This window comes from Gimesia fumaroli (genome assembly GCF_007754425.1).
Lineage (GTDB): Bacteria > Planctomycetota > Planctomycetia > Planctomycetales > Planctomycetaceae > Gimesia > Gimesia fumaroli.
The window spans coordinates 5,231,258-5,255,942 of record NZ_CP037452.1 but is presented as its reverse complement, the minus strand read 5'-3'; the positions used below and the strand labels follow the sequence as shown (position 1 = coordinate 5,255,942).

Below are 24,685 nucleotides of genomic sequence, written 5' to 3'. Positions count from 1 at the left end.
CCAATTCTCTGAGGGGTTATCGTTGTGCCATCAAATGAGTGTCGGGGTAGAGCTTCATTTCCTCGACCCAGCTCGTCAATTCTGCCAAGTGATTTTGTTCGTCAGCAGGGACCATGAGCGGTCTGCCTCGAGCATCAAGAATCAAACCGACTGTGCCGCCCCGCGCTTCGAATTCCATTCGTTTTCCTGAACCGGCTCCAAAGTCATAACCGCGTCTTGGTTCTACTATGACTGTTGCCGACTCATCGTAACCCAGAGGAAAAAGTTTCATCTCACCGCAGACCATCTCACCGGTTTCATTCAGTGAGTTTCCGGAAATTTGATACTGAAAACAGGTTCTTCCCGATCGATAAAAGCCGCGCGGGGCGATGCAGGTTCCCAGATAGATCAAGCAGTCCCGCTCAAATACCTGTAAAGCTGCACGGGAATGGACCTGAGCCAGTACACCCAGGTGAGGCATCATGAATATACTGTCTTTGGCGAGTACCGTCATTCCTTCTGGCTCAAAGGCATCGACCATCATGGCTGCAGTTTGATTCATGTTTGGAGCGTGTGAAAGGACACCACCTGAACCAACCAGTAGATTCAGTTTCATGTTATCCACAATCGATTGACCGCTGGTGTTTTGACTGAATGTGTCTCCAACCGTTCGTTGCTGCTGGACTCCTTTGAGTGTTGTTGCGAATTCCTTGTGTTGAATATAGGCCAGTCGCAACGCCTCTCGAGCGACCGCCTGTTCGAATACCAGACCTTCCTTTGTCTGGGGAATGGTGGTCGGGCGGATCATTTTGTTTTTGATGCGGTTCTGCAATTCTCGTGGATCCATCTCCAGATGCACCCAGCGTAAAATCATGGGAAGCGTTGCAGAAGCACAGACGTTTGAGATGGAATAGCTCATTCCCAGATTGGCACTCACGGTACGGTTAAAGGTCCCGTCGAATACACTGAAGACATCTGTCGTCGCACCACCAATATCTACTCCCAGAGCGTTGATGCCTTGACGCTCCGCGATCGTTTGCAGAATATTTCCCACGGCACCGGGGGTCGGCATGATTGGGGCATCGGCCCAGGAAATCAGTTTGTTATAACCCGGGGCATGTGCCATCACATGTTCCAGAAACAGATCGTGGATCGCATCACGAGCAGGGGCCAAATTTTCCTGCTCCAGTACCGGACGGACATTCGCTACGGTGGTCAGTTTGACATCTTCATCAAAGGCTTCTTCAACCAGTTCTTTCGCTTCCTGATTGCCGGCGTAAATGATGGGCATTTTATAGGTGCCACCAAAGCGGGGTTGCGGCTTGGCGGGAGCAATCAGTTCTGCTAATTCGACGACATGTTTTTGAGTTCCCCCATCTGTGCCACCGGCCAGCAGAATCATATCGGGACGCAATTCACGAATGCGTTGAATCTGTTCGTGAGGCAGACGTTTGTCATTGGAGCAAATCGTATCCATGACAATTGCTCCGGCACCCAAGGCAGCTCGTTTGGCACTGGCGGCAGACATTTCGCGTACGACTCCCGCGACCATCATTTGCAACCCTCCACCGGCACTGGAAGTCGAAATATAAATATCACAGCCGGTATCACCCTGTGCAGGGCGAATGATTTCCCCATTTTCATCGATCAGTTTACGACCCGCTAATTCTCCCACTTCGGTTACGGCATTCACAACACCGACGGTTACGTCTGCAGCTGGCTCTTCTACAGTAGTGGGAGCTTCACCTCGAAATGTCTGCCGATACTCGCCATTTTTTTTCTCAATCAAAATGGCTTTGGTGGTGGTGCTTCCACAGTCCGTGGCCAGGATGACATTGATTTGATCAGGGTCTAATTTTTTCTCTGCTGTCGAGTTCATATTCTGATTAACCATCCGTGTAAATATGAAAGCGGGTCGGGCACGATTCGGGTTGATTGATCTACGTCAGGAATCATCCTGTTTGACAATGATTTCAGAGTGGACCAGAGATTGATCCATATTCAGGGAGGATATTTCAGAGTCAATCTGTGGGGAACTCAAAGTCTCCAGACGCTGACACAACCATTCAATGGAGCCTCGCTTTTCAAGAAATTCTGCGAAGGTTTTTTGTGCTTTGGGATCGACCAGGAATGACAGGAAGGGAGCAAAAAAATGAATCGCCTGTGAGCCGATATAATTTAAGGGGCGGCAGGTTTCCAATGAGAGGATCGCCAGCGTGACCATATCCCGCCGAATCACTTCCCGGCAGATGCGGTCAGCAATCTGTTGTTGCTCTGCTGTCGGAACAAAATCTTCCGGGCGTTCTACCGCGAAGGCGTGCGCAAGCCACTGTTTGATCATTACCATCCTAGCCTGTGTCCAGGTTTATTACAGCGTCTCCACAGCCATGCGGATCAAGTCAATTAACATGAGAGATACTATGGTTAAATGAGACGCGCTTTAGTAATACCTGCTGTGGGTTCAATTGACGCAAGTTATGTCTATGACTCAACTAAATGTAACAATAGCAGGATTAGATAAAAATGAAAGTATCCTCTCGGAATAAATGCAGATTACGAAAGAATCAGCTCGGAGTAAATCCAGGCGAAATCAGGGGGGCTGACGTTTCTTGAGGTCAGACTCAAAAAAAATGACGAGGCTGACATCTAGCCTGTGTCCAGTTTTACTGTTGCGTCTCCAAGGCTGTTTGGACCGAGTATATAAGATTGAGGCACGCTATGGTAAAATGTGATGCGATCTAGTTGATTTTGAAGAGCGATTTCGCGTTCGCCGTTGTGATTTCTGCCATCTCTTCGGCCGTTTTGTTGTGGAGTTCTGCCAGGCAGGCACAAGTGTGCTTTACAAACGCCGGTTCATTTCTCTTGCCTCGCATGGGAACAGGTGCCAGATATGGGGCATCTGTTTCCACTAGTAGTCGATCCAACGGAATCTGACGGGCCGTTTCGCGCAGTTCATCATTTTTCTTGAAGGTTAACATGCCGGCAAAAGAGATATGCAGCCCCAGTTCCAGACAGGCAGCGGCGGTTTCCGGGCTTCCGCAAAACGAGTGCATAAGCCCTTTGAGGGGAGCGTTCTTTGCCTCCTGCTTTAATAACTCGACCACATCAGCTTCTGCTTCACGACAGTGAATGACAAAAGGCAGGTCCAGTTTTTGCGAGAGATGGATATGCTTGCTGAAGTATTCACGTTGTAATTCGATAGGCGCATAATCCCAGTAGCAATCCAGGCCCGTTTCACCAATTCCTACGACTTTGTCAGTAGTCGAAAGTGCTTCAATTCGTTCCCAGTCGCCGGGTTTCATTTGTGCGATATAGTTAGGTTGAATCCCAACGACTGCGTAAACATTGGGAAAGGTCGCCGCGAGGTCAACGGCGCGCTGGCTGCTATCGGCTGTAGTGCCGATGGTTAGGATGGTTTCGACTCCTTCATCAATCGCACGTTGCACGGTTTCAGGACGGTCAGGATGAAAGGCTTCTTCATCAAGGTGGGCGTGAGTATCAAATAATTTCATCGTAAGTGAGTTCAGTTTTGGGACGTGATTGATTTCTTTTGGGGAGTGATCTTGCTTACGTCGGTGGCAAAATTAATGGAATTGAATCCGGCAGCCAGGCAGGTATCGTAGGTGCGAATCATTTCACCCAGCGGGACATCCTCATTGATATCCAGAATCACAGGAATCTCCGGAGCCAGTTCTGCCAGTTCGGTCAAAGTCTGTTTTAATTGTTCAAACTGAGCATACTCGCGCTCATTCAATTCTACAATGGTCTGGTTATCTTGCCGTTTCAATTTTAGCCAGACTTCCCCTAAAGGCTGCTCCTGTGGAATAGTTTCCGTTGATTCAATACTGCCGGTTGCCAGTTCTGTAGGGAGCAAAAACTCCCGAATCTGATTCGCCGAGGCACTGATAAAGAAGATTAACAATAGAAACACCACGTCGATCATCGGCGTCATGGTCGCCTGATCCTGAATGTCGTGTCGTGTATTATGGTGCGAAGGGATTTTCATAACAGACAGGCTTACTCGTTCAGGACGGCAAATTGAACATTGGAAATCCCCGCACGGGCACAGCTGATGAGCACGCGTTCGACGATCTGATACGGAATCCGTTGATCCCCGCGAATGCGAATTTCCGTTTCTTTTCGCTTCGTGTCATCAATAGACAGAAGTTGCGCGTCCAGTTCTTCAGCCGAGATTTCTTTGCCGCGCAGGTGCAGTTTTTTATCTAAGGTGATCGTGATGATCATCCGCCGCGGTGTTTCTTCCGGTTCGCTTTCATGCTGTGATGCTAGCGGAAGCTCAACGGCTTCCAGTTTTTCATTCTGAGTCAGATGAGTGGCTGCCAGAAAGAAAACGATTAGCAGAAACACAATGTCAATTAAAGGGGTAATGTTAAAGCGGATTCCCTGCTGACGGACACGGGTTGGGATTTTCACGTTTCCTGTCCTCCGGGGGGATGTGTCGGACGCGCTGCCTGCTGGGACGCGATTCGTTGTGCCGGTTCATCTTCCGGTCGTTTGCGAGGAGGTTTTCCGGGCTGTTTACCAGGAAAAGCCACACTGCGTTTGAAGTCAGCAAACACATGTTCTGCTAGTAAAGATGACTGTGCAACGAGTTCGTCAATCCGGTTTCGAAAGAAGGCAAAGCTGGCAAGAGCCGGTACGGTTACACTTAAGCCGAACAGCGTCGTGATCAATGCTTTAGAAATACCGGGGGCGAGTTCTGCGACATCCGGATTTGCTTTGGCGGTGAATTCAGAGAATGCCAGAATCATCCCCCAGACGGTTCCCAGTAGACCTAGCATGGGAGACAGGGTTCCAATTACTGAGAGATATTCAATCTTGCGATTCAAACGCGCTGACTGCTGCATGGCAGCATCTTCCATCGCTTTCTCAACCGCACCATAACCCATCTGTACTTCCGCTAAACCAGCTGAGAGCACATAAGCTAAAAAGCTGGGATTGGACTTACAGACCGAGTCGGCACTGCGGTACTGTTGTTGGGTAATTAATCCGTGTACTTCTTCAGCCAGCCCGGGTGGCATGAGAGCATTGCTGCGGATGCTGATGATGTGTTCGACAATCAGCGCAACCATTGCCACACTCAGCACGGCAATAATAATTCCAATTGCGCCAGCATCATCAACCAGTTGGCGGAGATCAATTTTTGCGGCACCTGCACTTTCAGCGTCCGCAGGGGCATCGGCGGCTGAACAGAGGGTAGGGGTTGCCAGACTGATGCAGAAACAGACAAGGCTCAAACAGGCAAATTTTAAAAAAGGCTTACTTCGATCCATCAAATTCTTCTTTTCCAGACTTGTATGATTCAAATCAATTGGGGACAGTCGTGGGACTGTTGTTGGATGTATTGGGTTTTAGGAGTTGATTCACCATCTGTTGTGCGATTTGTTTTGAAGCGGATTTTGGAAAGCGGGCAACGGTTTCCTGGTATAGACGCAGGGCATTGGCTGTTTGACCTAGAGCCAGTAACGAGTCCGCCGCTTTCAGATTTGCCTGAGCAGATAACTGTTGATTGGAATCATAGGCTAAGGGAATCCAGAGAAACGAAGCAGCAGCCTGACCGTGACGTTCCAGCATGGCATAACCGGTGCCCAATAGAAAATAAGGACCGGCACGCAAGTGCTCCGGAACCTGATAAAGATTTCGTTCCCAGCGCTGCAGTTCTCTATGACTGACATCGCCTTCTCTTAAACGGAGACGCCAGAGTTGAGTTCGTGCTAATTGCTGGATGTTGATGTTCGTACTGGTTGCCAGTGATCTCATCGCGGCTTCAGCCTGCGCCTGATAATCTGGAGCAGTCAGTAGAATACTTGCCCCCATTAATTGTTTGAGTTCGCTCTTGTCTGTCAGCCACCCCCGCGCGGCACTACGGGCCGGAGAAAGTGTTTCTTTGATGGACCAGTCCAGAGGAATCAGGTCGAAAGAACGCGAGTCCGGCTCACTTTCCACCATGATCTGAAACCGCAACGCTGCCTTCAGGTCATCGCCCTGACCTAACGCAGCTTTGACCATCAAGGCCAGGATTTCACGCCGTACCCAAGACCGATTTTCAATATTTAGCGATTCAGTAAACGAGTCGATTGCCTTTTCATATTCCCCATTTTGTAGTTGTTCCAGCCCCTGTTGATGTTGCTCCGTTTGTGGAGTATGGACTTTGACGATTTGTGAGCTGGGATATGTGCGCACAAAACCGCTGGGAAGCAGCTTGACTTTAATGTTTGATTGCGTGAAATCCAGAATCGTGCAGGGGAGCGTTGCCTGGCCGACGTGATGATCAGGGCGAACTTCGATCTTATCCTGGGCACAGGTGGGGACTGTTTTGGGTAATAGAAAAACAGTGATCGAGATGGCGAGAGCAAAAGTTCTCATAATTTTCTTTCGAAGTCAGCCGAATGGATTACTCCGTTGTAGAGGGGGTAACCTGCTCAGTCGAGGACGATTCAACCTGGTTGCCTTTCGCGTTTTGATCTTTTGTAAATAACCACGATACCAACATCAGCAGGGCGCCCCCTGTGATGGCCATGTCAGCCACATTAAAAATTCCCGTGCGTAACGGGCCGAAGCCGATGTTCAGAAAGTCAATCACGATTCCATTCAGAAAAACGCGATCAATTAAATTACCAATCCCACCAGCGAGTAGCAGAGAAAGTGCAATGAATTGAATCAGTGGCATCTGCCAGCGAAAGATTAACATACCGCTGACTATGATTAAGAAGGCTGCGTTCGCAATTACCAGCAGAAAAAATCGGACTGGTTTCGAAAGACGGCTACCGACACTGAGAAAAGCCCCTGTGTTTTCAGCATATTCCATGCGTAGCGTATTATTGAAATAGGTTATGGCCGGCTCAGATTTGAGTTTTTCAAAGGCGATCTTTTTGGTGTATTGATCACAGCCGACACAAAACAGCAAACAGGCTATCAGTAAGGTATAGCGAGTCGCTTTGGATACCGTCACAGACATGAATGATCGACTTTCTGGGGGGAGTGAATTTGATTTGGGCTGAATTTGTCAAAATTGTAAAAACAATTAACGGTTCTTGATAAACTTGCGGACATTATAATAACGGTAGCTGCCGCGGTTCTGTCGAGCGAGCTTGTCGAGTGAATTTCCTTCTTTGACGGGGAAACCTTCTCCGAACTCAATACAGTGAATCTTGGCTTTACCACCATTGCGAACACGAATTTCATTCAAATCCGCACTGGATAACTGAGGATGCTTGGCATCTGTCAGAAAGAATATGACATCCGGTTGAAAACTTAAAGCTCTCTTTAGTGCCGGGAGGTGATCCGTGCCTCCATCTGGTTCGACACTCTGGATAAACTGACGGGCCAGGGTACGATTGATATCAGTTGCATACAGCAATCCGGCTGCTTTGCCGCGCTGCTGCATCGCCCTGGTACTGGTGTTATAAAAAATGATCTGAAACTGCTGGTGATGATTAAGACCAGCCAGGCTGGCGATCAGTTCTGAGCGGGCTTTACGAATGGGAGCTCCTTGCGGTGCTGCCATACTGCCCGAACAGTCGAGGACAAATACAAATCGCTTACCGGAATCGACTGCATCAAAAAAGTTCACATTTCCCGTCCCCATTACAGGTGGGGCGAGTGCTGTGCTGGGAGACATTAACTGATCGGTTGTTAAATCAGTGGATGGGGAATTGGGAATACTGGGAGTCTGAGTTGGTCCTGCTCCCAGTAGTTTTGAATTCAATTCCGGGAGGCGAGGGTCGACGGGGGGCTGATCCAGAACTTCTGTCACCTGATTTTGAGGAGTCAGTTGGTTTGGAGTGGTTTCCTGAGATTCTTGTTCTGATTCCTGAATTTGCTCTGCTTCAGGCGATTGTTTGACATAAATCCCGACACTTCGGAGATTTCCTTCCTGTCCCCCTGTCTGGCCACTATCACACCGATTAAGACTGGAGACCAGAATCAGCAGGATTAAGGAATGGATCGCAAGCGAGGCAGCCCAGCTGGGAACCACATGCAGAGGAGAATTGCTCTGCCATCGTGATTTCTGCTGTTTTAATTCTGTAAATGCTGCCGGCATAGTTATTCTGGTCCGTTGAGTGGTTTCCTGTGATAAAACTGCTCTGGTTGATGCCTTGTTTTCTTAAGTTGTGATTTCAAATGAGATTAGGGTCGTGATTCTGCTGGGGATGAACTGCGTACTCCTACTGACGGAATGAGTCTCTTACTACATTTACGTATTTATTGCGTTAATTGTTTAAGATATTGATTCGTAATATCAACCGGAAAGACGCCATCGGGAGGCTCATAGGCAAATTCGGTTGCTGGAATGGGGGCATTGAGAGTGACTTTGGTAAAGTTGAGCGTCACCATGCTTTCCAGAGTCTCTTTATTTTTTTTCAGGTACACGATTCTTCTGGGAAAGAGTGTTTGTGGATCCAGGTAGATTCTGACTCCATTGGGGACATAGGCGGGTAGCTGCACTGGGGAAGCAGGATCTCCCCCTTTCCATTGTGCCAGAAACTCGTCTTTCCAAGTCCCATTCAAGACGGTCAAGGCCTTACCGTTGACCTTGCGTTCTGACACACTCTCCAATTTCATGTTTTTCTGGATCGAAGCTAACAGTCCGGGAAGTCCACCCAGGCCTAGTTCTGCAACGAGCATGTTTGGCTGTGATTTCGGGTTCAATTCGGCTTGTTGCAAGATCGCCTGCACATCGCGACGGGTAACTCGTGAGGTCCCTTTGATATTATGCTCGGTCCAAAGTACCTGCCCATCACAAATTTCTAGCAGGGTCCCGACAGGCTTATCATTTTTCTTCTGACTCTGGACTTGAAATTCCAGCCGAAGCTTCAGGTCTTTGCCTTGCAGATAGCTGCCACTGATCACAAAGGGTTTGGGCCCGATTTCTACTTTTTCGGTGATCTGTGCTCTGATAGAGCTGTAGCTCAGTAGTTTTTCGCGTGCGCGTTTAAGTAATGCATTCGCCTGGGCCGGATTTTTTTTCAAATTCTTTTCCGACTCGTCTGCCGGGGCCGCGGTCTTTTTGGGCTGGGGCTCTTGAGACGCCCAGGCTAGAAGGCGGTCTGGAACACTCTTTATATCCCCTTTTATAGTATTGGCTTGTGGCGAATCAGCCCAGGAAGAAATCATGAAAACGTTGCTCAGGCCGACCACAAGCAGGAGACAAATTGTCAGAGTTAAAATGCGTAACATGTTCTAATTGTTCGGAAAAAAACGAATTTACCAAAGAATCGGACCACAATAGTCCGAAAACAGATGTATGAGGCCATCTATGTGCCTCTAGTTGGCTGGAGTATTTCAGTCAGCAGACCGTTTTAGCTCAGAATGAAATCTTTGAAATATGGGACTCGCTGTATTTTAACGATATTTCGGGCTTGGGGTCGACCTGAAAACTGAGTCTTTTTTGAACCGAACGTCGACCGTTCCAAATTACCAGGGATCGACGTCTTAGTTTGTGATGGACGGTTCTTCACTTAACAAGTCGCATTATTCGTCGTGGTGTATTCGAACAAGGGGTCATGATGAAGTACTACTTCCTGGCTTTAGGAACATTGGTTGTTGTTTGCGTTGGCTGTGCAGCCGATGGGCAACAGGTTATTAACAAAGGTGAGTACCATGCTCCACCGGCTGCGATGATGCAGCGTCCGGGGCCTATGGTAGATGGACCGGGACCCGGCGTGTTGCCGATGTTGGCTCCCCCTCCAATGAGTGCATTTGCTGCTCGAACCTCACAAATTCGTTTTGTGGGTCCAGCAGGGATGAAGGTGGGCTGGCAGGTAGCTGAAGGCTATGCCGAGAATCAGATCACTGCACCCGGACGTTACAATTTTAATCAGGGGGCAACCTACCGGTTAAAACTGTCACACATTCCCGGACGTGCGATTCCGGCTTTGTATCCTTCGTTGCAGGTGTATCCTTCACACCCGACTACGGACGCTTATCTATCTCATAACAGTATCCCTCTGGAGATCACTCCGGAAGATCTGGATCAGGTAGAAAGCAACAACTTTGTCACCAAGGTCATCTATCTGCCAGATGAAAAGTTCCAGGAACTGGCGATTGCCGGTGTAGAGACTCTCGTCTCAACACGTCTGGATCCCGGTGTGGACCCTGTCGCAGAAGCTGATCGTCGTGGTACGATTATGGCTGTACTGAGAATGGGTAACATGGATCTGGAAATGCCTTCTGGAGATGGTGCAAACGAAACAGTTTCACAGGTTTCTTACGATGGTGATGCAGGAGCACACATGGCTCCGATGCCCATTCCCGGAGATTCCATTGGTGTCGCTTCTGGTGTGCCTGTTCCCACAATGATGGGCGGAATGGGAGCACCCGGACAACCTGCTTACAATCCGATTGCCGGTGCTGGTCCAACTCCTGCCTGGGGTATGCCAATGACGGGAACACCAATCGGCCTACCTGGACCACCTCACATTCCATTGGGGGGACCAGCCAGCTTGAAATCTTATACAATCAGAAATACGTCAAAAACCAATTTACCCAAACCAGTGGATCACTTCCTGGTGGACGTCAAACAGAATCCAGCACCAAGTTTGCCCAAACCTGTTAAGTATGTCCAATACTCAGAAAGCCACCCGGTTCACTCTCCCGGTCAGGTTTCTTATCCAAGAACCATGGCACCAGGACCAGGGTATTAAAAGACTCAGGACCCACGTTGCACTTCCTGCACACTGTTGCAGGGAGTGCAACCCCTTGTCTTTTTGTGTTTCAAGTCTTTACTGCAGTCGCTTCTAAATCGGCTAAATTATCTTCTGTCATCCTCCAGGACATTTGATCCTAGAAACTCTTAGTCATGACGATATTTAAACGACAAAACCGATCACGCTTATTAACAATGCTGTTAATGACCATGATCGTTTTTGTCATGGAGCTACCCTCGGCCTGGTCTCAGCAGGTCATCGGGGGACGTAAGTATAATGCGGGGAATCAATTCTATCATCCCCTGAATCAACGCACGCCACCCGGAGTCGCCGGTCAATGGGCGGCGCTGTCCGGGCAGGTTCAAGCCGGTTATATTCAACCGATGAAATTTTCCCTGCCTTCCAAAGGCACAGTCACCTTTTTTGATGGTGGTCCTCAACAAAGGATTCAAAAAGCCTCTCCCGCTCCGATCGGGTTTGCTGTTGGATATGTTTATCGAGTCAAACTCAGTGGTATGCCCGAATTTCCGGGAGTCGAACTCTATCCGACCATTGAATTGATAGATCGTTTGCATCCGCCAGCAGGGTTAGCAGAACAGTATCCGATTCCTGTGACTTTTACTCAGGAAGATATCGAACTGGCTCTGTCGGGGAGAATGGTCACCAAAGTGGTTTATCTGGAGCGACCTCAGACCGCGGTGCCCGCCAAATTTGATCGACAGCCAACACAGGCAATCACGGCTCAGAAGAACCTGATTGCTGAGGCAGATTTATTAGGTCGTCCGATGTTGATCCTGCGAATGGGGGGACGGCTGCCTTCAACTCGGGGAGAAGATCCTGCTTTTTATGGAAGCGGGGCACCTGTTGTTGAAATCAAAAACTCAAACGTAAAACATTGATACTTAACTCATTGAAGGATCGTCTGTGGTGAACTTGTCGTACCGAATCCGAAGAGGAGCATTGCGAATGCAGCGTGTCTGCTCTGCGGTAGCGATAATGCTGCTTGGCTTCTGCAGTGGGTGTTCCAGTTTATCCCCCATCACAGTCTCTACGCCTTGGAATAAACCAATTCCTAAACAGGTAGAGGAACAATCACCGGCCGTACAACATGCCGACTTTGATACAAAAGTAGGAGCAGTGCGTCTCGCGGCTCCTGCACAGGTCGCGGCCCAGGCTGTGGCTCCCGCATCGCCAGTGCAACAGGTGGCCTACTTTCAGCCCGCTCCCGGAATGGCACAACAGTGTCCTCCTTATTCTGAATTTTCTCCGGCGGTCGCACGAGATTTCTCTCTGCCTGCCGGGACTGATCCTGCGGTCATTGAAATGTACCCGGATGAATATCTGTTTGATGGTGGCGATCGAGAGAATCCAGTGCACTATGATGACTACCATCGTCTGGGACTGGATACGGAAGACACTATCGTTGAGTATCAAACTCACAAAGGGAAACACGAAGTGAAAAAATCAAATCGGGTCGCCGTTTATGCACCCCGGTTTGCAGCGATTCGTTCGGCCAGCTCACCTCTCTCCGGAACGTCTGTTGATACTCTTGCAGCAACTGAAGACACAGTACATGGCGTCGGCCTAGAAGCACGTACGGTGATTACTCAACACAAACAGCGCGAGCAACTGGAAGGCATTCGCATGCGTTCGCGTGCCAGTGGTGTGGAAACAGAAAGTCAACAGGGATCTGTGGGGCAGACTGCGTATATCAGCGGTCATACCAAGCTAAACAATCTGTTCCAGGATACAGGAACAGAGACCACCGGGCAGTTTGAACAATCGGATGAAGCCCGAATTGCCTATCAGGTCCAGGCTGCAGCAATTTGGTCACGAACGCAGTTTCCTGTTATTGCAATTCGGGAACAATCGGCCCATGAATCCAAACGAGCCATCAAACCTGAAGAATATATTGGTGTCGAAGACAAACGAAAAACTGAAGGGGATCTGCGACTTATCAAACTGGCAGATAAGAAAAATGCGGAACCTGGTGACGTGATTACCTTCACCATTAAATATGAGAATGTCGGTGATTTCGATGTCGACGGGATTAAGATTGTGGACAACTTAACGCCTCGACTGGAATATATTCAGGATAGTGCCACATCGGATCGCAAAGGGCGTCTGGTTGTCGAAGACAATAATGAAGGCAGCTTGATTCTGACTTTCGAAGTCGATGAAACAGTGAAAGGACACCAGGGGGGCGTCGTGACCTTCCAGGCTCGTGTTCGTTAGAGCTGGAGAAGATCAAACTGAAAATACTTTGTGGATTCCCGCGAATCCTAAGCCCGCTGTGCAATATTGCAGAGCGGGCTTTTTTCATTGCTTTACGCACGGGCGACTTATTTCTTCCTGTTTTCAGGGACACATTAGGAGATTTGCCGATGCCTTCAAAAGATGCAGAGGTGCTCTGTGGACTGTTTCAAATTGTAACAGTATGAGGTATTTTACTGCAGTGTGATGAGGCAAGTCCTTCAGAGCAGATTTCAGCTCTGTCTAGATGTTGATCTGTAAGCGGCTTTATAATAGGGGCTTAGGTGTGCTGCTTGTTTATAGGAAACCACCAGTCCGTAAAATTCTGTATAGATGTCGCCATTGGCACATGAATTGCCGATATTAGTTCGGTGGATTGGAAACGTATTGCGAAGCAGTTTTAGGACTTTGTTGTTCATTATTTATTTTCTTGTTTGCTTCGCTTCATTTTCCCTTTAATAAAGGAACCGATTGCGATGACAGTTCAACAGGGAGGAATTCTCCAGGTCTATCATGCGGGCCCCCTGTGTGTGGCCGGATTTGGTGGGAGAGATATTCTGGATAGCTTCAGTGTGAAAGATATTCGAGATGAGTTATTGGAACTGGTGAAGGAGCAAGATTGTGAAACACTCGCCATCGATTTGACAGGCGTCAAATTGATCCCCAGTGGTATGCTCGGTCTTCTGGCATCCATGAGAGATCTTAATATCGAGATTCACCTTTACAATCCTTCAGATGATATTCGTGAAGTTTTGGAGATCACAAAGTTGAATCAGTTCATGCATCTGCATGATGTGGAGATTCCCTATTAGTGGAGAGATCGGAATTAATCAAACAGCGAAAGTCGATTACCGTTGGCTTTCGCTTTTTTGATGCGCAATCAGCTTTTCAAATTTGAAAAGATTGATTAGGCTGGAAATAGTTTATTACTCTCCCTGTACTCTGACTTATACAGGCTGGAAGAATGCCTCAAATTAATGCCGAACGCTGGAATGCGGTTGAACAACTGGTTGATCATTTCTATGAAACAGACCAGGTGCCGGCGATTGCCCTGCAGGTCATGGTGGAAGAGGCATCACGCAGTTACTTCAAAGGGCGACAGCGAGTTAGCGATGAAAGAGAATCTTTACGCGAAGATGCTATTTTTCTGGTTGCTTCGATTACAAAGCCGATTGTTGTGTTGGGGGTACTGAAACTGCTTGAAGCGGGAGACCTCTTGCTGGGTGATCGGGTAAAACGATTCATTCCTGAATTCGGTTGTGCCGGTAAGCATGGCATCACGATTCGGCATCTGATGACGCATACTTCCGGATTGCCCGATATGCTGCCGAATAACCGTGAACTGCGTTCTGCGAACGCCCCCCTTTCCGAGTTTGTCAAACAGATTTGCCAGATCGCTCCCGATGAACCACCGGGGAGAATGGTGCAATATCAGAGTTCGGGGATTGCCATTTTAGCAGAGGTGATACAGCGAGTCACCGGTCAAACCTGTGCAGAATATTTAACACAAGTACTATTTGAACCACTGGAGATGAGAGATACATCGCTGGGAGTTCCTGGCGAATGGTCGACTGGGAATCAGCCGAAAATCGATCGGATCACCGAAATTCGAATACCGGAAGAATTGAACATAGAACCGCATTGGGGCTGGAATAGTCCGTACTGGAGAGGCTTTGGTGCCCCCTGGGGAGGGTTATTCACGACTCCCTCTGATTTAGCGAACTTGGTTAAGATGCTACAGCAGGGGGGACGCTACCGGCAACAGCAGATCTTTTCTCCCCGAACTCTAGAGGAAGCCACGCGAAATCAATTGAATAACATTCCTGGTTTATCGAAGTCAGCCCGACAGGGGAAAGGCTGGGGGTTGGGTTGGCAAATTGTGACGCCAGCCAATAGTGATTATTATGGAGATTTGCTGTCTCCCAACGCGTACGGGCATGGCGGAGCAACAGGTACTGTGTTGTGGATTGATCCTCGGCTACAAGCGTCCGCCATCATCCTGACGACCCAGCCTCAAGAACCTCATGGGCGTTTTCTGGCCCGCATTTCGAATACAATCGTTGCAACAATCGAGCAGTAACTGTCCGTGTGTTGATTGCGAGAGTTTATGTTGCCATATTTTTTTTATTGAGACTATAATTGGGAGCAGCAAATCCTGTGTTTCGTATCATATATCTTGTTTTACACGAACTTTGAGAATGAATCCAGAAACAGTCAGCATCTTGATACTCGTGTTTTATGCTCTCGTTGTTTTAACGGTCGTTGTCTATCAGGCGGTGAAGCTTCCCGATGGATGGCAAGCCTGGATTTTATTTGTGATTGCTCGGGTTTATGTGCCGGCTTTGTGGCATGTCAGGGCAAATCGCCGTTGTCCCTTTCCAGGTGATTCAGCTGCGATCATCATCGCCAATCATCGCAGTCCTGCTGACCCAGTGATTCTCTGGTATAATTCTCATTTGGGAAATCCAAAGAAAAAAAAACGCTGTATCAGTTTCTTAATGGCCCGAGAGTATTATGAACTTCCAGGTCTGGTAGGCTGGATCTCGCGGTCCATGAAATCGATTCCCGTTGATCGGAATGGAAAAGATGTTGCTCCTGTTCGTGATGCACTTCGTAGATTAAAGCAGGGAGATCTGATCGGCGTCTTTCCTGAGGGGGGGATTCAGGAAGGACGCCCTATTGTACATGCGAATTCAGGGATTGCCTTTCTGGCACTGCGTTCTCGTGTACCCGTTTATCCAGTCTATATTAATAACTCTCCTGGCGGTAAAAGTATGGTGGAACCATTCTATTCATTTTCGAAGACATCATTAGTCTATGGCGATCCGATTGATCTTTCCGCCTATTATGATCTCCGCGCTTCGAAAGACGTACTGGAAGAAGTGACCACACTCATGATGCAGAGACTTGCCGAATTGGGGGAGACCGAGTATCTGGGAAGCCCCACATCTGAGGAGCAGGAACAGCTTATCCAAATGCCAGCAGATCATTATCGCTCAACGAACTGAAAAACTGATCGTTTTCCTGAATTCGATCCTGCTTGTGATGAGCAAAAATGTTTCTGGTAGGAAGTCGACGGATGCCGGGAGAAAGCATTGATTTTCTCAATCCCGATGTTTCATGTTGATGTCCCAACTGGTGCTCTGATTCATGAGAGATCGTCGTCAAAAGGTCGATTCGTTCAGTTACTGCCGAGTTGACTCGAGCACGCCAATCAGATGTGCTGGAAGTAGAGAATTCCGAGTGAGACCAAGGTGTATTATCCACAAACCATCCATATCCAGCAGCTGAGACATCGATCAGAATTGTTCCAGGCAATGTTCTGGCCAGGATTTTCTCGGGAAGATCTGCGGCTTTGGTTCTCGTGTTATTGAGTGTCTGATATTCCGCTGGTGAGATAGATTCCACGTAAGTCTTGGTGGCTGCCTGTGCGGTCGAAATCGCTTTTTCTATTTTGAGAGGAGTTGCCATTTGTTGTTGAAATAGTGCGATCGAGTCTGCGTTCAGGTTTTGTGAAGACCAGGCATTCGGGAAATTGGGAGGCAGCGTCACATGGGAACTGTCCAATTTTGATTTTCCATAATTTGAGATTAACATTATCAGGTCGCGATAATTCACTTTTCCTGACTGATCATAATCCATGAGCCAGGCCTGTGGTACCTGCAAGCTGTTACTGTTCTTGCCATAAGCTTTGATAAAAGAGATAACATCTCTGATATTGATTTTGTCGTCATCGTTTGCATCGTAGGGGACCGCCCAGAATTCGGCATCCGCAACATTGACGGCTCCCATTTGATTATTGACCTCATCGGCCAGTTGAAGATCAGGTTGATCAATCGTAAAACCAGCCTGATAAGGACCGACGCTCTGGGTATCGAAATTGATGCTGACTTGATCATTTTCAGTGGGCGAAAACTCAATGCGAGCGAGTAATACAAACTGATCATCGCCGACGTCGCTCATGCTCGTGCTGGCTGAGATGCCTTGAATCGATCCATTTTCATCAATAATTTCACCAGACTGATTTTCCGAGAAAGCAGCACCAAACTCGATACTTGTTGCTGTCGTATAATCTGTATTGTAATTCAGATTGAAAGAAAACGCGTTAACTCCTGTTTCTGACGAATTGGAAACACTGCCCCAGACTTCGACCCAATATGTCTCCCATTCATGCAGGAAGCCGGCACTTTCAGGCAGAGTTGTTGTTTCTCCATTCGCAGAGGTGGAACTGGGTGATTTGACAATTCTGGTATCATATTGCGTAAAGAGCAGAGGACTTACTGTCAATTGAAACGAACTACTGGCTTCGAGTCCTGCCAGATCAGTGGCTGTGACCACAATCTCGTAGTTGCCTGCATCTCCAATACCGGGGTTAGCACTCAATACTTGAGTTTCTGGATCAAAAATGAGCCAGTCCGGTAACGCTGCATTTCCAGACAGCATCGCAGATAATGTAAGCTGATCTCCGTCTACCATATTGGCATCAGAAAAAATCCCATTGAGATTCAGTAAGAGGGAACCCCCTACCTGAATGTTTTGATTAGAAATGGGCCCTGCGACGGGAGCCACATTGGTAAAATCATCATCGAGAATCAGACCTGTTGCCAGATTGACTTCCCCTAAGTCGTAATGATCCTGGTCCAGAAGCTGGATTTCGATTGATTCATCGTCTTCGTCAATCAGATCATCCAGAATACCGACGATAAGCGGAACTGACGTTTCATTGGCAAGGAAGGTAATTTCTCCTGTCAAGCTGATGTAATCATCACCGGCCGTGGCGGTTCCAGAAATCTGGTAAGTCACAGTCAAAGGTTGATCCAGATTGTCTTCACTGCGGGTGAATGTGAATTCAAGATTCGAGGTGCTGAGTTCTTCGATTCCGGAAGCGGGCGATTCAATACTCACAATCGGGACAGCGGTGTTGCTGTCGATGAAATCAACAAGCGATTGATATTCGTATGCCTCTTCAAGGGCTTGATCCATATTATGTAACAGTCCCCAGTCGCCCCAGTCTTCAGACTCACCGCTGCCGGTAAATACATATTGATTATACAGATCAACGCCAATCTGATCCGCACCGTTCAGTAACACTTGATAAACATCATACATACGAGGGCTAAGCGAAGCTTCATGCACGGCTGCTTCGGCCGGCCAGTTGGCAGCGCTGGGATGCGATCCACCTTCATAGGTGACCAGATCAATTTCCCGACCCAGGATTGCGGAATATTGATTTGCAATATTCTGATGATCGACCAGGCGGGCCAGACTCCATGGAACCGATTCTTCCAGAATCGTATCGATCACATCATCGGCTGTAGTGAATTCATCAAAACTAGAGATTTGATCATATCCGAGACCGGCATATGCGGTCACTGAGATTGCATCGAAGTTTCCATCCATATACGCGAGCAGGTTTTCCAGAACCGATGGTGTTGCTTGCTGGCCTGCGACTACACGTACGAGACGATCTTCCTGTCCAGCAAAAACATCCTGCCAGATTTCAAAATCATGCTGTATTTGACCGGCCGCAAATTCAAACCAGTTCATTCCCTCATTTTCGGGTAGATTCAGTTGCTCATCGATCCAGTAGCTGGTCTCAAAACCATAAGCGTAGTTCCAGATTTCATTGGACCATTCAACATAAACCGTCAGTTCTGGATCAAGGTTATCACGGACCATTTCCGCAAACTCACGTACGAAGTCATCGTCCGCCATATGGGGCATGTTAAACCAGGGGTTGGCATCCAGTGTATTAGAGAGCTCAATCATATATTCCGGGGCAATGCCGTTATGAAACTCGGTATCGTCATCACTTCCAAAAAAGGTCGCATCGCTGACTTTTGCTCGGTCATCCCAGGAGACAATGTCGGAACCATTCGTATGCATCCAGTCCATAAAACGCAACGTTTCAAAGGGAGCCAGACGCTCAAGGAACAAGGGATGGAAAGGAGAGAAAGTATCACCTGGCTGCCAGTCCTGACCGACAAAACTTTGGTCATTGTAGTCGGGCAACCACAGGTTAAAATCGCGGAAATAATTTGTAGGATCAATACCACTCACAGTAAGTAAGATATCATAGTTTTCTGGCAGATCGAGGAGTGCGTAATGGCGCCCTTCAGGGGTGATTCCCTGTTCAATGATTCCTGGAAGCCAGACTGTTGCTTCACCATCCCATTCTGCCCGATAGATACCGGCGGGATTCACGTTCCCTGTCAAGATTGGAGCAACAAGTTGTTGAGTAATGGTTTGCCCCTCTTCGTTGGTGGTTGAGTAGGATTCGGTAGGCCAGCCATTTTCATCCAGATTGATATCGAACAGTGTGGAGCCCCAGTCTTGTGAAAATGTAGACTCATTGTAGCTGACACTCACCCAGGATCGCATGGTGTGAGCCATGTCGGTAAAAGTCCAGGCCGTGCTCCAGTCCGCGATGCCTTCCAGGTTCATGCCGACCTCCATTGGAAAGTCAGTGTCCGGATTAGGAAGAATCGGCGAATTGACGTTTTCGCCTAAGAAGGAAAGCAATTGCAAATTTGTGGCATGGATTCCCAGATTTGTATCCTGTAAATATTCCGGAATTTCCGGACGATCAAACTGAATGTACTCGAATCCTGCAACCAGGTCTGGTTGAAAAGGAACGTATGGTGTCGGATCGAAGCCACCCGGCTGGAGTGTATTGTTGTTTTGGTAGAACGGATCATAGTCATTTGCTTTTTCCCAGTCAGTATAAGCCACCATACCGACCTGAAGTGTTTCCGGTAAATCCGGACGTGGGACACGACTGTTGAGGACCCATTCTTCACCGGGGATTTGATAGAGCGTATAGACGGTATCACCTATGCGGGCAATCTGCAGATTGATCACAGAATTATTGCCCATATCCTGCAGGAAGAGTTCGGAGTCGCTGTTACGCGTTGTTTTGGTTTCCAATTCAAATTCATCTCCTGAATTTCCCCAACCGAGAGACAGAAAGACATAGTTCTCTCCATTGTTGGTGCCGTCATCCTCTTGTGATCCCTCGCTCCAGTCGAGTTCGGGATTAACAATATTCCGCGGAGTACGAATCATCAGTCCCGCCAGCGAGAATTCTGAACCGTTTGGAATGTCGTCGAGGTCGCTGTCTCCAATGTCGTCACGGTCTCCAATCTGTACTTGAGTCGTCACAACAAAATCACCAGTGATTTCCTTGTAGACCAAGGGACCGCGGTAGTCATCAAACCAGACGGTTGTATGAGGCGCGAATACCATTTTACCGGGCTGTGTGTCATCGATGTCCCAGGTTTCCAATTGATCCCCGCCCCAGCCTTCTGTTTGAAAGATCCGTTGCCAGTTGGGCAGTGTATCGGCGTTTTCAAAATCATCGCTCAGGTCGGTTAAATCGTCGGCTGCTAATAACTGTCGCTCCTCAAGAAATTCTGTTTGAGAGTATGCATAGCTTGCCGCATTTCGTCTTCGTCTCGCTGAATGGTTTGTTTTCTGAAAGAGGTTTTGGCAGATATTGGTGATAAAACGTTTGTAGAACTTGCTGGATTTATGGAAAAACATAGTCATCTCACTGCTGAATTGAAGTTGCGAATCAGTTGGAAACAGGGAACTGGATGCTTGATCCGTAAGTGATTCGTCAGCGAGTACTAAAATGCGACAAAAGAGTTTGTTTTTGTTCAGAAAAAATATGATTGCCCGAGATTCGCAGAGTCCGGTTCTGGATATTCTCTCAAAATCCAATAATATACGTTTTATCTTTTTGAGATTTCAGAGAACTTTTTTGTCGTTTGATTGTCGGGAAAGTAGGACTTTGTCTCAGTTCTGTTTTTCTGATTAGAATTCTCGAATCTAACTCCGCTTTAGAAAGAAAATCTACCATGCCAGGCCTGGGTGTTAATATTGATCATGTAGCCACAGTTCGACAGGCCCGTTTAACCCATGAGCCGGACCCGGTCTGGGCTGCGGTGCTGGCAGAATTAGGGGGCGCAGATGGCATTACGTTGCACCTGAGAGAGGATCGCCGTCATATTCAGGACCATGATCTCTATACAATGAAGAAGACGGTTCAAGTCAAATTGAACCTGGAAATGGCAGCCGAAGAAGAGATGATCGCGATTGCTCTGGAAGTCCGACCCGATCAGATTTCACTGGTACCGGAAAAACGAGAGGAATTGACGACGGAGGGTGGTTTGGATGTCATCTCAAACCTCGAACGTGTCAAAACCTGTGTGCATCAGCTTCAAGAAGTGGGCATTGAAGTCAGTCTGTTTATTGATCCAGATCTTGACCAGATCGCTGCCTCGAAAAAAATAGGTGTGCATGCAGTCGAACTGCATACAGGCCGTTATGCAGACGCCTCTTCGGCAGAAGAACAGCAGCAGGAATATGAAACACTCCTGAAAGCATCTGAGTTTACTGTTGAGCAAGGCCTGAAGCTGCACATGGGCCACGGTTTAACGTATCGCAATGTGAGAAAAATTGCTGCGATTCCCAATCTGTGTGAGTTGAATATCGGGCACAGCATTATCTCTCGTGCTGTCCTGGTAGGAATGGAACAGGCGGTTCGTGAGATGAAAGCATTGGTCACAATCTAAGCTTTCCTGGAGTGTTTGTTACCACGAAGTGGTGCAAGGACTGATTTACTTAAGAATGGTTAATTATAGGCTGTGATGCGGTTTTTCAAAGCGACTTGTTTCACAGGATTTGCTAATCGTTAAGAGTCTCCAATTCTATTTGATTGTCAGGAGTTAGGAAATCTCAGATCGAGCAAGGATTTATCCTGAGACAGGAGTCTGACAGTAGATTTCTACGGGTTGATTCGTTACGGTAGTAATCTGTCAAACAAGATGTACCTGCTGAAGAATCCGTCAACATTGAGCGTGGTTGCATCTTGTGCCTATGGGGTTCGGTATGGTTGCGATCTCCTGCAATCGCTGTTGTTTCCAACCGATCTACTTAAAATCATGATGAAATTAAGTAACCAGGGAAGTATGGGGTTTGTCCTTGAATTCACTTTGTCGGTGAACAGGGCTGAAGTGTCTCATACGAAATAAGTAAAGTGAGAAGTGTTCCGATAGCAACGTTCGTTGGTTGATGGATTACTTTTCCGAGGCGGGATGAAATAAGAGAATTCTGCTTCATGCTTTACTAGACTTATTGTGAATATGATCGGTTCTTCGCGGGACAGGGGGGATGACGGGCCTCTTTACCTGCTGTTTCACTCAGACATTATAGAGGAGCAAATTGCGATGACTCCCAAAGATTTTTTTGCTTTTGCAGAAAAAAACGGCGCAAAGATGGTCGACTTAAAGTTTACCGACATCTTTGGTACCTGGCAGCATTGTTCGTACCCCATCAGTACCTGGGACGAAGGTACTTTTGAGGATGGCGTCGGTTTTGATGGATCTTCTATTCGTGGCTGGCAGCCGATTGACAGCTCAGACATGTTGGCTGTGCCAGATCCAGAGACTGTTAAGTTGGATCCCTTTTTCAAACAGCCAACCGTCAGCGTTCTGGCTGACATCGTCGATCCGATTACCAAAGAAGATTACAACAAAGACCCTCGTGGTGTCGCTAAAAAAGGTCTGGCTTATCTGAAGCAGACTGGTATTGCTGACTCCTGTTTTATCGGGCCAGAACCTGAATTCTTTATCTTCGACGACGTTCGCTATCTCTCTAATCAGAGAGGGGCCATGTATGAAATCGACTCATCAGAAGCGGCATGGAATACAGGTCGGTCTGAAGAAGGGAACCTGGGGCATAAGGTGGGATATAAAGGGGGATATTTCCCCGTATCACCAAGTGATACCTATGGTGACCTGCGTGCAGAAATGGTTGAAGAACTACAAAAAGTGGGTATTGTCGTTGAAGCACATCACCACGAAGTCGCGACTGCCGGTCAGTGTGAAATCGATATGGAATTCGCACCGCTGATGCAGATGTCTGACCAGTTCATGTGGTACAAGTACATCATCAAAAACGTTGCCAAACGCAATGGAAAAACTGTGACATTCATGCCGAAACCCGTTTTTGAAGATAACGGTTCCGGAATGCACACTCACATCTCTCTCTGGAAAGACGGAGATACATTGATGTATGGTGATGGCTATGCTGGCATGAGCGAACTCGCTCTGCATGCCATTGGTGGTATCCTTAAACACGGTCGAGCGTTGATTGCACTGTCAAATCCAACCGCAAACAGCTTCCACCGCCTGGTGCCGGGCTTTGAAGCTCCGGTGACTCTGGCAATGAGCCAGCGTAACCGATCTGCTTCTTGCCGAATTCCAATGTATTCCGGCAGTCCTAAAGCGAAGCGGGTTGAATTCCGTTGTCCCGATCCGACCGCCAATGGTTATCTTAGCTTTACCGCTCTGATGATGGCCATGATTGATGGTGTTCAGAACAAGATTGATCCCGGTGAGCCTTTGGACCGTGACATTTATGACATGACACCGGAAGAGTTGGCCGAAACCAATGTTGCTCCCAAATCTTTGGATGAAGCATTGATCGCACTGGAAGAAGACAGTGCCTTCCTGACAGCTGGTGATGTCTTCAGTCAGGATTTGATTGATTCCTTTATCAAGCACAAGCGGACTGAAGAGTTGGATCCAATCCGCTTACGCCCTCATCCTTATGAGTTTGATCTCTACTATAACGCGTAAGCGTAGCAGGTTGAAAACTTCCTGAGGGAATTTGATATTAACTCGCAGTAAATCAATTGGTTTGCTGCGAGTTTTTTTACGGCTGGACAACGGAAGGTGCCATAATGGCGTCTTTTATTCGCTTACCGAGTGTGTCAAAATGGCAGTTTTTTTGTTGGCTTTGATTTTGTGAAATCTGGTGTGCGAAAAAAGGTTGTCTATAAGCTCCTGGTTTTATTCTACTTAAGGGGATTTTGTTTCGATTGGCGTCAATATGGCATGCGTTATGCTATGTCATTGATTGCTCAGGGGCGAGCTGGAAATAAAGCTTGGTCTTCGTAATTAAAATAATGTTGTCTCTTAATGATAAGGAGCAAGTCTCATGTTAAGCGCACGTTCTCACAAATTAGGATTTCCTTTTTCTGCGAATCTTCGTTCTGATTTAGATGATGCTTTTGGTCAATTATTCGGGAAGTCATTTCCAGGAATGGAAGGCGCTTATTCTCCCCTCTCGGTTTGGGAAGAGGATAGTAAGTACCATATAGCTCTGGATGTACCGGGGATGAAAAAGGATGAGCTCTCGCTGGATATCCAGGATGGTCATCTCATTCTGACCGGTGAGAGGAAGTCGGTTGAAGACCGTGAATATCTGCATAATGAACGCCGATATGGCAAGTTCAGGCGTGTTGTCCAGTTGCCGGACTGGGTAGATCCGGCCTCAGTATCTGCAACACTGGATGCAGGTGTATTGACGGTGGTTCTGGAGAAAAAACTGGAAATGCAACCGAAGCGAATTGAGATTCAGGATGTAACCAAGCCAGAGTAATAGTTGTGATTGCTCTTCCATTTTGAAAAAATTGTTGGTTGCGGCCCCGGTTGTCTATTACTTAGACAGCCGGGGTTTTTCATTACTGATTTTTGGAAATGAGACTGGCGATCCTGTTTGGTCTCGCATCAATTCGTGTCTATTTCCTGTGCAGCTCCGCTTAAATGCTAAGTCGAATGCAATGTGTCTATATGAGGTCTTGATAAAGATTGGATGGTTTTCAGATCAATCCTAATCTCAAACAAACACAGAAACGTGTATTGAGTAAACGAGTTACGATTACGGTGAGGCTTGTCTGATTTCATCCGTGCATTGAGTCCGGCACGGCAATTGCG

20 protein-coding genes are annotated in these 24,685 nt (G+C 47.6%); 9 read left to right on the top strand and 11 right to left on the bottom strand.

Going from position 1 to position 24,685, the window contains the following annotated elements; all coding sequences use genetic code 11:
* Positions 1-16: 16 nt before the first annotated feature.
* The 10 genes from Enr17x_RS19920 to Enr17x_RS19875 all read right to left on the bottom strand — a co-directional run bounded on the left by Enr17x_RS19920 (position 17) and on the right by Enr17x_RS19875 (position 9,180).
* A complete protein-coding gene (locus Enr17x_RS19920; protein ID WP_145311471.1) occupies positions 17-1,858 on the bottom strand; it encodes a glutamate mutase L in 1,842 nt (613 codons plus the stop codon).
* Positions 1,859-1,924: 66 nt separating this feature from the next.
* Complete coding sequence (locus Enr17x_RS19915; RefSeq protein WP_232100788.1) at positions 1,925-2,320, bottom strand: hypothetical protein; 396 nt, start codon at positions 2,318-2,320, stop codon at positions 1,925-1,927.
* Between the two features lie 397 nt (positions 2,321-2,717).
* Positions 2,718-3,491 (bottom strand): TatD family hydrolase, encoded by a 774-nt coding sequence (locus Enr17x_RS19910; protein WP_145311469.1) that lies wholly within the window; start codon positions 3,489-3,491, stop codon positions 2,718-2,720.
* A gap of 11 nt (positions 3,492-3,502) precedes the next feature.
* Positions 3,503-3,985, bottom strand: coding sequence for an ExbD/TolR family protein (locus Enr17x_RS19905; protein WP_145311468.1), 483 nt, complete (start codon positions 3,983-3,985; stop codon positions 3,503-3,505).
* Between the two features lie 11 nt (positions 3,986-3,996).
* Positions 3,997-4,413 (bottom strand): ExbD/TolR family protein, encoded by a 417-nt coding sequence (locus Enr17x_RS19900; RefSeq protein WP_145311467.1) that lies wholly within the window; start codon positions 4,411-4,413, stop codon positions 3,997-3,999.
* Positions 4,410-5,273 carry a MotA/TolQ/ExbB proton channel family protein gene (locus Enr17x_RS19895; RefSeq protein ID WP_145311466.1) on the bottom strand — a complete coding sequence of 288 codons (864 nt, stop codon included), beginning with the start codon at positions 5,271-5,273 and terminating at the stop codon, positions 4,410-4,412. The genes Enr17x_RS19900 and Enr17x_RS19895 overlap by 4 nt, the downstream gene beginning before the upstream one ends.
* Positions 5,274-5,307: 34 nt before the next feature.
* Positions 5,308-6,366, bottom strand: coding sequence for a tetratricopeptide repeat protein (locus Enr17x_RS19890; RefSeq protein ID WP_145311465.1), 1,059 nt, complete (start codon positions 6,364-6,366; stop codon positions 5,308-5,310).
* 28 nt (positions 6,367-6,394) lie between these two features.
* Entirely contained in the window at positions 6,395-6,958 is a 564-nt protein-coding gene (gene lspA / locus Enr17x_RS19885; protein WP_145311464.1) for a signal peptidase II, read from the bottom strand.
* A gap of 66 nt (positions 6,959-7,024) precedes the next feature.
* Entirely contained in the window at positions 7,025-8,044 is a 1,020-nt protein-coding gene (locus Enr17x_RS19880) for a vWA domain-containing protein (protein ID WP_145311463.1), read from the bottom strand.
* A 161-nt stretch (positions 8,045-8,205) separates the two neighbouring features.
* Complete coding sequence (locus tag Enr17x_RS19875) at positions 8,206-9,180, bottom strand: LolA family protein (RefSeq protein WP_198000689.1); 975 nt, start codon at positions 9,178-9,180, stop codon at positions 8,206-8,208.
* 326 nt (positions 9,181-9,506) lie between these two features.
* Between Enr17x_RS19875 and Enr17x_RS19870 the strand changes: the two genes are divergently transcribed.
* From Enr17x_RS19870 to Enr17x_RS19845, 6 genes are all read left to right on the top strand, one after another.
* A complete protein-coding gene (locus Enr17x_RS19870) occupies positions 9,507-10,646 on the top strand; it encodes a hypothetical protein (RefSeq protein WP_232100787.1) in 1,140 nt (379 codons plus the stop codon).
* Positions 10,647-10,801: 155 nt separating this feature from the next.
* Complete coding sequence (locus Enr17x_RS19865; RefSeq protein WP_145311461.1) at positions 10,802-11,548, top strand: hypothetical protein; 747 nt, start codon at positions 10,802-10,804, stop codon at positions 11,546-11,548.
* 67 nt (positions 11,549-11,615) lie between these two features.
* Positions 11,616-12,884 carry a DUF11 domain-containing protein gene (locus Enr17x_RS19860; protein WP_145311460.1) on the top strand — a complete coding sequence of 423 codons (1,269 nt, stop codon included), beginning with the start codon at positions 11,616-11,618 and terminating at the stop codon, positions 12,882-12,884.
* 494 nt (positions 12,885-13,378) lie between these two features.
* A complete protein-coding gene (locus tag Enr17x_RS19855; RefSeq protein WP_145311459.1) occupies positions 13,379-13,714 on the top strand; it encodes an STAS domain-containing protein in 336 nt (111 codons plus the stop codon).
* Between the two features lie 152 nt (positions 13,715-13,866).
* Complete coding sequence (locus Enr17x_RS19850) at positions 13,867-14,982, top strand: serine hydrolase domain-containing protein (protein ID WP_145311458.1); 1,116 nt, start codon at positions 13,867-13,869, stop codon at positions 14,980-14,982.
* A 118-nt stretch (positions 14,983-15,100) separates the two neighbouring features.
* Complete coding sequence (locus Enr17x_RS19845; RefSeq protein ID WP_198000688.1) at positions 15,101-15,910, top strand: lysophospholipid acyltransferase family protein; 810 nt, start codon at positions 15,101-15,103, stop codon at positions 15,908-15,910.
* Here Enr17x_RS19845 and Enr17x_RS19840 read toward each other — a convergent pair.
* On the bottom strand, positions 15,870-20,444 hold the full coding sequence (locus Enr17x_RS19840) for a putative Ig domain-containing protein (RefSeq protein ID WP_198000687.1): 4,575 nt from the start codon (positions 20,442-20,444) through the stop codon (positions 15,870-15,872). The genes Enr17x_RS19845 and Enr17x_RS19840 overlap by 41 nt on opposite strands.
* A 317-nt stretch (positions 20,445-20,761) precedes the next feature.
* Between Enr17x_RS19840 and Enr17x_RS19835 the strand changes: the two genes are divergently transcribed.
* From Enr17x_RS19835 to Enr17x_RS19825, 3 genes are all read left to right on the top strand, one after another.
* Complete coding sequence (locus Enr17x_RS19835; RefSeq protein WP_145311455.1) at positions 20,762-21,478, top strand: pyridoxine 5'-phosphate synthase; 717 nt, start codon at positions 20,762-20,764, stop codon at positions 21,476-21,478.
* Between the two features lie 654 nt (positions 21,479-22,132).
* The gene (glnA, locus tag Enr17x_RS19830) at positions 22,133-23,545 is read left to right on the top strand and encodes a type I glutamate--ammonia ligase (RefSeq protein ID WP_145219061.1); all 1,413 of its coding nucleotides are present in this window, start codon (positions 22,133-22,135) and stop codon (positions 23,543-23,545) included.
* Between the two features lie 361 nt (positions 23,546-23,906).
* Positions 23,907-24,350, top strand: coding sequence for an Hsp20/alpha crystallin family protein (locus Enr17x_RS19825; RefSeq protein WP_145311454.1), 444 nt, complete (start codon positions 23,907-23,909; stop codon positions 24,348-24,350).
* Positions 24,351-24,685: the final 335 nt, after the last annotated feature.

What these genes read in the sequence shown, in the direction of transcription:
- Enr17x_RS19840 (WP_198000687.1), bottom strand. Translation starts at nt 20,444, where the DNA reads ATGTTTTTCCATAAATCCAGCAAGTTCTACAAACGTTTTATCACCAAT.
- Enr17x_RS19825 (WP_145311454.1), top strand. Translation starts at nt 23,907, where the DNA reads ATGTTAAGCGCACGTTCTCACAAATTAGGATTTCCTTTTTCTGCGAAT.
- Enr17x_RS19910 (WP_145311469.1), bottom strand. Translation starts at nt 3,491, where the DNA reads ATGAAATTATTTGATACTCACGCCCACCTTGATGAAGAAGCCTTTCAT.
- Enr17x_RS19915 (WP_232100788.1), bottom strand. Translation starts at nt 2,320, where the DNA reads ATGATCAAACAGTGGCTTGCGCACGCCTTCGCGGTAGAACGCCCGGAA.
- Enr17x_RS19875 (WP_198000689.1), bottom strand. Translation starts at nt 9,180, where the DNA reads ATGTTACGCATTTTAACTCTGACAATTTGTCTCCTGCTTGTGGTCGGC.
- Enr17x_RS19920 (WP_145311471.1), bottom strand. Translation starts at nt 1,858, where the DNA reads ATGAACTCGACAGCAGAGAAAAAATTAGACCCTGATCAAATCAATGTC.
- Enr17x_RS19895 (WP_145311466.1), bottom strand. Translation starts at nt 5,273, where the DNA reads ATGGATCGAAGTAAGCCTTTTTTAAAATTTGCCTGTTTGAGCCTTGTC.
- Enr17x_RS19865 (WP_145311461.1), top strand. Translation starts at nt 10,802, where the DNA reads ATGACGATATTTAAACGACAAAACCGATCACGCTTATTAACAATGCTG.
- Enr17x_RS19890 (WP_145311465.1), bottom strand. Translation starts at nt 6,366, where the DNA reads ATGAGAACTTTTGCTCTCGCCATCTCGATCACTGTTTTTCTATTACCC.
- Enr17x_RS19905 (WP_145311468.1), bottom strand. Translation starts at nt 3,985, where the DNA reads ATGAAAATCCCTTCGCACCATAATACACGACACGACATTCAGGATCAG.
- lspA (WP_145311464.1), bottom strand. Translation starts at nt 6,958, where the DNA reads ATGTCTGTGACGGTATCCAAAGCGACTCGCTATACCTTACTGATAGCC.
- Enr17x_RS19880 (WP_145311463.1), bottom strand. Translation starts at nt 8,044, where the DNA reads ATGCCGGCAGCATTTACAGAATTAAAACAGCAGAAATCACGATGGCAG.
- Enr17x_RS19835 (WP_145311455.1), top strand. Translation starts at nt 20,762, where the DNA reads ATGCCAGGCCTGGGTGTTAATATTGATCATGTAGCCACAGTTCGACAG.
- glnA (WP_145219061.1), top strand. Translation starts at nt 22,133, where the DNA reads ATGACTCCCAAAGATTTTTTTGCTTTTGCAGAAAAAAACGGCGCAAAG.
- Enr17x_RS19870 (WP_232100787.1), top strand. Translation starts at nt 9,507, where the DNA reads ATGATGAAGTACTACTTCCTGGCTTTAGGAACATTGGTTGTTGTTTGC.
- Enr17x_RS19850 (WP_145311458.1), top strand. Translation starts at nt 13,867, where the DNA reads ATGCCTCAAATTAATGCCGAACGCTGGAATGCGGTTGAACAACTGGTT.
- Enr17x_RS19860 (WP_145311460.1), top strand. Translation starts at nt 11,616, where the DNA reads ATGCAGCGTGTCTGCTCTGCGGTAGCGATAATGCTGCTTGGCTTCTGC.
- Enr17x_RS19845 (WP_198000688.1), top strand. Translation starts at nt 15,101, where the DNA reads ATGAATCCAGAAACAGTCAGCATCTTGATACTCGTGTTTTATGCTCTC.
- Enr17x_RS19855 (WP_145311459.1), top strand. Translation starts at nt 13,379, where the DNA reads ATGACAGTTCAACAGGGAGGAATTCTCCAGGTCTATCATGCGGGCCCC.